This window comes from Nitratireductor aquibiodomus NL21 = JCM 21793, assembly GCF_000615975.1.
GTDB classification, from domain to species: Bacteria; Pseudomonadota; Alphaproteobacteria; order Rhizobiales; family Rhizobiaceae; genus Nitratireductor; species Nitratireductor aquibiodomus.
Genome location: NZ_BAMP01000156.1, coordinates 1 through 4,353 on the forward strand (window position 1 = coordinate 1; position 4,353 = coordinate 4,353).

A 4,353-nucleotide genomic window follows, 5' to 3' on the forward strand; every position below is an offset into this window, starting at 1 on the left:
GGTCGGCGACCGAGCTTCGGCCTCCGCCACCGCTTCGAGAACCTTGCGCGCGCCCTCATAGAAGACGCGACCCTGCTCGGTCGGGGTGAGCTGGCGCGTGGTGCGGTTGAAGAGCCGTACGCCCAGGTGTTTTTCGAGTTCCTTCACCCGGTTCGAGGCAACGGCCGGTGAAAGTCGCATGTCGCGTCCGGCCGAAGACAGGTTGCCGAGCTCCACGACGCGGACGAAAACGGCGATATTGTCGAGATAGGCCATGCACTGCCCCCAGAAGTTTCGCGCGCATTATTTTCCAAAATTTTGAAAGTCATCGTGATCTTCTCCGCTTTCCGTTTATACCGGACTCCTCCACCCTGTGCCTCGTGGAGCTGAGGAAACTGGCATGAACGATTACGCGGTTTTGTGGGACTGGCTATCTTTCGGGGTGCGCTGGCTGCATGTGGTCACGGCGATTGCCTGGATCGGCTCGTCCTTCTATTTCATCGCGCTCGATCTGGGGTTGGTGAAGCGGCCGGGCCTGCCGGAGGGCGTTCATGGCGAGGAGTGGCAGGTTCACGGCGGCGGCTTCTATCACATCCAGAAATACCTGGTCGCGCCCGCCTCCATGCCGGAGCATCTGACCTGGTTCAAATGGGAATCCTATTCCACCTGGCTCTCCGGCTTCGCGCTGCTCGCCATCGTCTATTATGCGGGTGCGGATCTTTATCTGATCGACCGCAACGTGCTCGATGTGCCGGCCTGGGGCGGCATCCTGATCTCGCTTGCCTCCATCGGGCTCGGCTGGCTGCTCTACGACCTTTTGTGCAAATCGCCGCTCGGCAAGAACGACACGGTGCTGATGCTGGTGCTCTACGCGATCCTTGTGGCGATGGCGTGGGGCTATACGCAGCTTTTCACCGGCCGCGCCGCCTTCCTGCATCTGGGCGCGTTTACCGCAACGATCATGACGGCGAATGTCTTTCTCATCATCATTCCCAATCAGAAGATCGTGGTGGCCGATCTGAAGGCGGGCCGCACGCCCGACCCCAAACTTGGCATGCAGGCCAAGCAACGCTCGCTGCACAACAATTATCTGACCCTGCCCGTCGTCTTCCTGATGCTGTCGAACCACTATCCGCTGGCATTCGGAACCCAGTTCAACTGGGTGATCGCGTCGCTCATCTTCATCATCGGCGTGCTGATCCGGCACTATTTCAACACGGTGCACGCCCGCAAGGGCACGCCGCACTGGACCTGGGGGCTGGCCGGCGTTCTCTTCATCGTCATCATGTGGCTTTCAACCGTGCCACAGGTGCTGACCGGCGAGACGAAGCTTTCGGCGACGGGTCAGACCTTCGTCGCCTCGACCCATTTCCCGGCTGTGCGCGACACGGTGATGGGGCGCTGCGCCATGTGCCATGCCGCGGTGCCCGGCTATGAGGGCATTCCCTATCCGCCGAAGAATGTTGTGCTCGACACGGATGCCTCTATTGCGGAGCACGCGCGCGAAATCTATCTGCAGGCAGGCCGCAGCCACGCCATGCCGCCCGGCAATGTTTCGGGCATCACGGAGGAGGAGCGGCAACTGATCGTCACCTGGTTCGAGGAGGCGCGCTAGCGCATGGCACAGAAACTCATCCGTGGACGGCTTCTGTCCTTCAAGGCCGAACCGCGGAGCATCGACGACCACGACGCCTATCTCTTTGAAGAGGATGGCGCGGTTCTGGTCGAAGATGGCGTGATCCTCGCCTCAGGCAGCTTTGCCGAGGTCGCAGCCGGAGCCGAAGCGGGGTACGCGGTGGTGGACCATCGTCCGCATCTCATCCTGCCGGGTTTCATCGACGCGCATGCGCATTTCCCGCAGATGCAGGTGATCGCCAGCTACGGCGCGGAGCTTCTGGACTGGCTGAACAACTACACCTTCCCCGAAGAAACCAGGTTCTCCGACATTCAGCACGGTCGTCACATCGCCCGGCTGTTCTTCGATGAGCTGCTGCGCAACGGCACGACCACGGTGGCGGCCTATTGCTCGGTTCACAAGGAGAGCGCGGAGGCCTTTTTCGGCGAGGCGCTGGCGCGCAACATGTGCGTCGTGGGTGGCAAGGTGATGATGGACCGCAACGCGCCGGCAGCACTCACCGATACGCCGCAGTCCTCTTACGACGACACGAAGGCGCTGATTGGCGAATGGCACGGCAGGGGCCGGCTCAACTATGCCGTCACGCCGCGTTTCGCCATCACCTCCAGCCCCGAGCAGCTGGAAATGGCCGCAGCACTGATGCGCGAATTCCCCGACCTCCACATGCAGACGCATCTCTCCGAAAATCACGACGAGATCGCGCTGACGGCAGAGCTTTATCCCGACGCGCCGGATTATACCGGCATCTATGAGCATTACGGGCTTTTGGGCCCCAAGGCGCTGCTCGGCCATTGCATTCATCTTTCCGAGCGCGAAGCGGATGTGCTGTCGGACACGGGCTCGGTCGCCGTGTTCTGCCCCACCTCAAACCTTTTCCTCGGCTCCGGCCTGTTCGATTATCAGCGCTATCGCAAACGCGAAAAGCCGCTCCGCCTCGCCTCCGCGACGGATGTGGGCGGCGGGACCAACTACTCCATGTTGCGCACCATGGATGAGGGCTACAAGGTGATCGCGCTCAATGGCGAGAAGCTGAACCCGCTGGCCTCCTTCTGGCAGATCACGCGCGGCAATGCCGAGGCGCTTTCCCTGTCGGAGCGCGTGGGCACGCTGGAGCCCGGCACCGACGCCGACATGGTGGTGCTGAACGCGTGCGCAACGCCGGTCATGGCGCTGCGCATGGACCGTGTCGAAACGCTGGCCGAGGAGCTTTTCCTTCTGCAAACGCTTGCCGACGACCGCGCCATCGTGGAAACCTATGTCGCAGGAGAGGCTGCCAAAAGCGCCTTGTAAGTTCTGGGGGTAAGTTCTGGGGGCGCATGTGACCGGCAGCATCGATCCGAAGGCGTTTTTCACAAGACTGTTCGACGCTGCTGTCGCTGCCGCTGACCCGGCCAAAACCATTCGCGCATTCCTGCAGGAAAAGCCCCGGGGCCGCACCATTGTGGTCGGGGCTGGCAAGGGCGCGGCCCAGATGGCGGCTGCGCTGGAAGATGCCTGGGATGGGCCTCTGGAGGGCGTGGTCGTCACCCGCTACGGTTATGGCGCGCCGACCCGCATGATCGATGTTCTGGAGGCGGCGCACCCGGTGCCGGATGAGGCCGGCCTCTCCGGCGCAAAGCGTCTCATGGATAGCGTGACCGGGCTCGGTCCGGACGATCTGGTGATCGCGCTCGTTTGCGGCGGCGGTTCGGCCCTGCTGCCCGCACCGGCAGGCTTCCTGACGCTTGCCGACGAGATCGCCGTCAACGAGGCGCTTCTGGCGTCCGGCGCGCCGATCTCGGCCATGAACACGGTGCGCAAGCACATTTCCGCAATCAAGGGCGGCAGGCTGGCCGCCGCGGCCCATCCCGCGCGCGTCGTCTCGCTGATCGTTTCGGACATTCCCGGCGATGATCCTGCGCTTGTTTCATCCGGTCCGACCGTGCCCGACACGGCAAGCCGCGCGGACGCGCTCGCCGTGATCGAGACCTATGGCATGCAGCTGCCCGATGCGGTGATGCGGCATCTCGCATCACCTGCGGCAGACGCACCAAAGCCGGATGATCCACGTTTTGCAGGCCATGAGGTTCACGTCATCGCCTCGGCCGCGCGCTCGCTGGAAGCTGCTTCGGCTGCTGCCGAAGCGCAGGGCGTGCCTGCCGTCATCCTGTCGGATGCGATTGAGGGTGAGGCGCGCGAGGTGGGCGGCGTTCATGCGGCGATTGCCCGCGAGGTGGCGTTGCGCGACCGGCCTTTCAGAAAACCGGTCGTGCTGCTTTCAGGCGGTGAAACCACGGTCACGCTGCGCCGAAGCGGCGGGCGCGGTGGGCGCAACACCGAGTTCCTTCTGTCGCTGGCGCTCGGCATTGAAGGCGTGCCCGGCATCTCCGCTTTCGCTGCCGATACGGATGGCATCGACGGTTCGGAGGAGAATGCCGGCGCCTTCGCCGATCACCGCACCGTCGCGCGGCTGCGCTCTGTCGGTCACGACCCGAAGGCGCTGCTTGCCGCACACGACGCCTGGGGCGCCTTCGATGCACTGGGCGATCTGTTCGCGCCGGGTCCAACCGGCACGAACGTCAACGATCTGCGAGCGGTTCTGGTGCGGTGATTTCTAGGGTCAGGACCCACCAATATGGCGGCAATGGTCGGCCTGATTTGCACGGGCTACTTTGTCGCAAGTCCTTGAAAGACGTGAAGTCTTCCTGCGGCCGTGCTTCGCGTATCCGCACAAATCAGGCGACCATGCGCCATATTGG

Annotated in this window: 4 protein-coding genes; 3 read left to right on the plus strand and 1 reads right to left on the minus strand. The window is 63.2% G+C overall.

Features of this window, described 5'->3' with window-relative positions:
- The coding region (locus JCM21793_RS27875; protein WP_036541584.1) for a LysR family transcriptional regulator at positions 1-255 on the minus strand (255 nt) is incomplete at its 3' end.
- 124 nt (positions 256-379) lie between these two features.
- On the opposite strand from JCM21793_RS27875, the gene JCM21793_RS22595 reads away from it, so the two are divergent.
- From JCM21793_RS22595 to JCM21793_RS22605, 3 genes are read left to right on the plus strand one after another with little or no spacing between them, the layout of a single operon-like run.
- Positions 380-1,594 carry a urate hydroxylase PuuD gene (locus JCM21793_RS22595; protein ID WP_025031809.1) on the plus strand — a complete coding sequence of 405 codons (1,215 nt, stop codon included), beginning with the start codon at positions 380-382 and terminating at the stop codon, positions 1,592-1,594.
- 3 nt (positions 1,595-1,597) lie between these two features.
- On the plus strand, positions 1,598-2,905 hold the full coding sequence (gene guaD / locus JCM21793_RS22600; RefSeq protein WP_025031810.1) for a guanine deaminase: 1,308 nt from the start codon (positions 1,598-1,600) through the stop codon (positions 2,903-2,905).
- Between the two features lie 28 nt (positions 2,906-2,933).
- A complete protein-coding gene (locus JCM21793_RS22605; RefSeq protein WP_025031811.1) occupies positions 2,934-4,205 on the plus strand; it encodes a glycerate kinase type-2 family protein in 1,272 nt (423 codons plus the stop codon).
- Positions 4,206-4,353: the final 148 nt, after the last annotated feature.

Excerpts from the sequence above, each read along its gene's own strand:
- JCM21793_RS22595 (WP_025031809.1), top strand. The coding sequence starts at position 380 with ATGAACGATTACGCGGTTTTGTGGGACTGGCTATCTTTCGGGGTGCGC.
- guaD (WP_025031810.1), top strand. The coding sequence starts at position 1,598 with ATGGCACAGAAACTCATCCGTGGACGGCTTCTGTCCTTCAAGGCCGAA.